This is a genomic window from Hahella ganghwensis DSM 17046 (assembly GCF_000376785.1).
Classification (GTDB): Bacteria; Pseudomonadota; Gammaproteobacteria; order Pseudomonadales; family Oleiphilaceae; genus Hahella; species Hahella ganghwensis.
In genome coordinates this window covers 1-5,161 of sequence record NZ_AQXX01000031.1, presented here as the reverse complement: position 1 = coordinate 5,161, position 5,161 = coordinate 1, and the positions used below count along the sequence as shown (strand labels likewise).

General features: G+C 43.0%; 6 protein-coding genes. 1 reads left to right on the top strand and 5 read right to left on the bottom strand.

Translation table 11 applies throughout. The annotated features are described in order from the left end of the window. Positions 1–233 (bottom strand): transposase (locus tag F566_RS0100490; protein WP_026179657.1); only part of this gene is annotated, 233 nt, incomplete at its 3' end. 200 nt (positions 234–433) lie between these two features. Next, on the bottom strand, positions 434–886 hold the full coding sequence (locus tag F566_RS0100480; protein WP_020405013.1) for a hypothetical protein: 453 nt from the start codon (positions 884–886) through the stop codon (positions 434–436). A gap of 190 nt (positions 887–1,076) precedes the next feature. Between F566_RS0100480 and F566_RS0100475 the strand changes: the two genes are divergently transcribed. Further along, the gene (locus tag F566_RS0100475) at positions 1,077–1,709 is read left to right on the top strand and encodes a response regulator (protein WP_020405012.1); all 633 of its coding nucleotides are present in this window, start codon (positions 1,077–1,079) and stop codon (positions 1,707–1,709) included. 72 nt (positions 1,710–1,781) lie between these two features. Here the strand turns inward: F566_RS0100475 and F566_RS0100470 are convergent, their stop codons facing one another. The 3 genes from F566_RS0100470 to F566_RS0100460 are packed head-to-tail and all read right to left on the bottom strand — an operon-like array spanning position 1,782 to position 4,878. Beyond that, positions 1,782–3,278: a sensor histidine kinase gene (locus F566_RS0100470; RefSeq protein WP_020405011.1), complete on the bottom strand. Its 1,497-nt coding sequence runs from the start codon at positions 3,276–3,278 to the stop codon at positions 1,782–1,784. Positions 3,279–3,302: 24 nt separating this feature from the next. Beyond that, positions 3,303–4,157, bottom strand: a complete 855-nt coding sequence (locus tag F566_RS0100465) for a molybdopterin-binding protein (protein ID WP_020405010.1) — start codon at positions 4,155–4,157, stop codon at positions 3,303–3,305. Further along, positions 4,111–4,878, bottom strand: coding sequence for an MBL fold metallo-hydrolase (locus F566_RS0100460; RefSeq protein WP_020405009.1), 768 nt, complete (start codon positions 4,876–4,878; stop codon positions 4,111–4,113). Before F566_RS0100460 ends, F566_RS0100465 begins: the two co-directional genes overlap by 47 nt. Positions 4,879–5,161: the final 283 nt, after the last annotated feature.

The following is a 5,161-nucleotide window of genomic DNA, read 5'->3' as shown; positions in this document are numbered from 1 at the left end:
AGGCGTTTCACCTGGGCCTTGAGCCTTCTGATCTCCTCCTGCTCGGGAGTTAGCTTCCCATTGCCTCGAAAAGCCTGGCCGTCATCTCTGCGATGTTCCCTTATCCAGCGGCCCAGCATATTGGGGGTAATCCCAAGGCTTCGAGCAGCATCGGTTTGACTGTAGCCTTGATCCAGAACCAGGCTGATGGCATCCAATTTAAATTCTTTTGAGTACTTCTTTCGTGTGGTCAATTTCTTCATCTCCAGTTAGGGGTATTATCCTTAACTGGGTTGGTCTGTTCTATTAGGCCACGTCAAACATGTGTGAATCCCAATTGAGCCTCTTACCAAAAGTGTTTAAGGTGCCGAGGATTGCTCGGTTGAAGAATTCTGGTGAGACGCCAGATTCAAGCATTAGGCGTTGCATGGGATCTATAGGAGCGTCTTTATGTTCAGGCCTTTTTTTCTTTAGAAATCGCATCTATTTTTTCCTTAAACCAAGCTTCAAGCTTTGGGATGTCTGTATCGGAGTGGCAGTTTTCCCAGACTGTAAATTTGTTAGATCTGAGGGCAAATCTTTTAAATGGTTCGATCATTGGAGACCAGATTTCGTTAATATCATTACGAGCACGGTAACGGAAACAGCGCATTCGAGCTAAGCGACTGATCAGAAAGTGACTCCTTAGACCTGGAGAGCAAGAGGATGTTTGGCTGGCTATAAGGGAGAGTTCTTCAAGTGGTTCTTCGCCCTGTTCAACAAACTCTTCCAGCCCAACGGTCAGTTCGTGCACCCAAAGTAGGAAGTTAAGAGAGAGGTATATACCGTCACCTTGAGATAGTATCTTTTTAAGAACCAATAGGACTGGGTCACTTGACTCCAATCCTACGCTGCCTAAGTCGACCATGAATGTTCCCGCGCTAATTGCCCCAAATGGCCAATGTAATAGGGTAGCTCTGAAGATGAAATTAAAAGGGCTCTATTTTAAATTTGACCCCTTTTTCCTGACATAATTTAACGTTGCTAATTTATTGCCCAATATAAATACAATTGAGCTAGAATAAGTGACTGTTTAATAAGATAAATAAGGCGATATCTTGTCAATTTCCGTCATATTAGCCGACGACCATCGACTTCTGGTTGAAGGTTTCAAGATTGCACTTTCTGACTTCGGCATTGATGTAGTTAAATCATTTGAGGCTCCTGATGGAGTCATCGATGCTTATAAAAAACTAAAGCCAGATGTCATGGTTTTGGATATTCGATTCACTGGGAACATGAATGGCTTGGAGTTGTGTTCGCAGATACGTAAGAATGATCCAAATGCGCGTATTGTCATGCTTAGTCAGTTTGACCAAGAAGACGTTATTCAGTCTGCATACGAAGTAGGGGCAAAAGCGTTTATCAAAAAGGACGATGATGTAGAGTTTTTGGTGGAGGCTATTCGGCATGCCGCTGCTGGAGAGAACTATTTTAGTCCTGAAGTGGCGCAAAAACTTGCTCGCATGTCGATTTCTCCAAGCCCGTCAAAGATCCTGGATGAGAAAGAGTTAAACGTTTTTCGGCTTGTGGCAAATGGAATGACAAATCCTGAAATAGCTGAAGAGTTAGCTGTTTCTTTAAAAACGATATCTAAGCTAACAGTTTCTATAAAGAACAAACTTGGAATTAGTCGAAGTGCAGAATTTACGAAGCTGGCAATCAAATATAATCTGATAAAACTAGATTGATCCATATATTCGATACTAATCTAGTACTCTATAGGCACCTTAGTAGTACTAAAAAGGTACCAAAAAGGTGCTTTATTTTTCTCTTGTTATGTCAATCGGAATAACTACCTGAATTCTGGTCCCAGAATCTGTTTTGCCAATAGAAAACTCCCCACCGATGCTCATTGCGCGTTCGCGCATTGAAATTAATCCAACTCCTTTGGTGGGGTCATCAGGAATTCCGATGCCGTTGTCCTCAATTGATAGGATGATATGGCTATCGCGACTCAAGGATACAGTGACTGAACTAGCATAAGCATGCTTGGCTACGTTACTTAGAGCTTCCTGGATGATTCGATAAATTGCTATAACTACCTCTTCACTAAGATCTTCATACGAATCATTTATGTTGTAGCTGTACTGGCAATCCTGGGATGTGAATGTACTGCACAATTCTTTTATGGCACCTGGTAGTCCAAGGGTATCGATAACCTCCGGTCGAAGGCGGCGTACTAGGGTTCTTGCTGATTCATATGCTTCAGAAATAGTCCTAACCATTAAAGCTGCTGTGGTGTGCACGTCACCATCTGACATCTTAGTGATTCTCTGAGCATGTAGTTTGAGTACAACCAAGACAGCATTGAAGTTGTCATGAATCTCTGCGGAAATGGCCTTTCGTTCTTCTTCTATTGCAATTTGTATGAAGCGGCCCAGGCGACGGTTTTCTTCGGTTGCCTTTATAGCTTCGTCCCTAGCCAACTCTAATTCTGACGTTCTCTGCTTTACTTGAACTTCCAGGTTTTGTCTTTGTTTTATGGTCATTTTAGCGAAGGCTAAAAATGATTTGTAAAGCTTATCAATTTCATTGATCTCACTACTGGAGGCTCCTGAATAGGGTAGAGAGTTCATAGATGTGTCTATGGACTCCACAAATGTGGTTAGGTTTTCTAGGGGTACTGATAAGATCCTGGCTATGAGTTTGGATAGAATCAGGCCTGTCACTAAAACCAGAAACGCAACTAGTGAAGCATAGGACAACGCTTCAGCACGAATTTCCCTTTTAAGTAGTTTTGGAGCTTCAACGATGATTAATTGCCCAATAGGTTCCTCTGTGGAGTGCTCGTGGATTGTGATTGATCGTCGGATGAATGTATCTCCAGTGGATACATCAGAGAATATTGGCCTCGACTCTTCGGCGGAAAACTGAAATGTATCGGTTTGAACGTCCTCCCAAGGATAACAACAAGGTATTTCTACATCGAGCAACCTATCACTGGTCGCAACGATCTGCCCGTTAGCATCGATCACATATGCGTAAAGGATTGCTGACTGAGCTGCTAACTGGCCGATGGCATCTTCAACGTGGACATAATTTTTGCGGCCAAGCATGATGGATATGTGCTGTCTTGAAAGGAGCTTAGAAGTCCTTTCCGTGACTTCTAAGCCATTAATGATCTGCTGTTGTTGGTAGATATAGTAAGTAAAGGTGAAACCGACAACCGCAATGATCAGGGTGGTTGCAATGAAGCGTCTGAATGAATAGGCCTCAAAGCCCAATTTACGGGCTTTGCGGTCTATCAATCGTTTCATGTAATGAATCTGAATGGGTAATAATCATGAATTGTTGGTATCTAAAGCATAGACATTGAAATACATTGTCTCGCCCTGCTTAACAATATATGGCCCGCCACATTCTACAGGTATTGCCGTTTTTCCGGGAGCAAAGATTAGCTCTGATTGCCCTGGTGATACCTCGAAGGATTGCCCTGAGAACTGGCGTGCAATGAGTTTCGACGGCCAATTATGTTCAACAGCCGTAAGCGGTGCTAGTAGGGTAGAAGGGCATTTGATTGGGTCGTATGAGAATACTGATGGGCGCTTATAATCTGAATACTGGGTACCGGCAGTGTTGCTCAAATCTAAGAGTGTTCCATTTGTCGTCAACTTGTTGTCAAAGCTACCGAAGATAACTGCAGCATTATACCAGGTCCAAAAGGCAGCCTTTACTTGTATTGGTTGAGGTACCGTTTCAGATGCTCGGGTCGGGTAGACTATTTGGCGTCCACCATCCCGCCTTTTAAGAGGTTTGCCATCTTTTGTTGTGGCAATAATTACCTTGGAATCCCTGATCACATCAGCAGGGATCATTGACATGTAGCCGTCATCTCCGAATACATAGACTTTTTCGTAGTCAACTGATGGGTCTGCTAGTTGACTAACAATATACCCCTCAAATGATGACTCGATGTGATCTGGATTCAGCTTTCGATGAGGAGTTGTCGAATATATTTGAGTCTGACTTTCTTCCTGAAGCTCAACAGGAAGTACTTGAGCTGTATTTCCCCATCCAACAGTAATCTCGTCAGCAAATGCAGGAGTACCAATCAGAAGAGCTATGGAAGATGCTGTTAGAGCTAATTTTTTAAAATTCAAAAGATTGCCCAGGGTAGGTGAGAAATAAGTTTCCATCTATTTTGTTCTCCATTGTGAGTTTATTGTGAAGAGTGGTAAGGGGTTCCACTGCATGTCTGGCAATATGAGTAATACCGATTGAACGCATAGTTCCGGCATTGTGCATTTGCAGGACTTCCTCAAACGAGCAATGACTCGGGATTTCATCCAGTAATTCATAGGTCTCTTGAAAATGAATTCCGACACCAGAAACCAATGCCATGGCTTCTGGTTTAAGTTTCCCATCGCCTGATACAGAGAAGGACGAGCCATTAAAGTCCAATCTGTAGGTAAGATTTGGGATTGAATGAACAGTTGGGGCTGATCTTATCTGGACTTCCCCGAAGTGTTTTTCGTCAATCTCTTCAAACTCACTGAATTCTATTTGGTACTTAAAATACTTCGAAACCCCTGGGTAGCCGAGGTTCAATATCTTGGTGACGAATGACTCTACCCCTTTCGGACCCCAAATATTTAGTGGCTTGGTTCGTTTCTCCTCAAGATACCTTACTAGGAGGGGGACTACGCCAAATGAGTGATCTGCGTGAAAATGGGTAAGTAAGATGAGGTCAATATCTGTGTGATCCTCTTCCTCCCAAAGCTTGGGTGGGACTTGATAGCCGCAGTCAATAAGGATTGCACTGCCACCCAGATCTAGCCGAAAACTTGTGTTGCATAGTGAGGAGGTGAATGCCTCTCCATTGCCTACTACCTTGAGTTTTTTCATTGTTGGTTCCATTTGACTCCTTGAAGGCAGCCATTTTGGCAATGGGAAGCCAATATTTCCACAATATTTAATGGGACTAGGCCGATAGAGCTATAGACGTATTGTGCTCGTATAGAGTACTTATTCTGCTTTTAACGAGAACAATTACTCGTTATATTAGTGTGCAATCACCATCGGTAGTTACCCAGTTAGAGAGCTAGGGAGAGTCTGAATAACCCCAAGGTTCTGAGGTAATTCAAACTCTCGACGATATATGGCCGAATATTCAGAGTGTTTTTCCGGCCATTTTGGATCT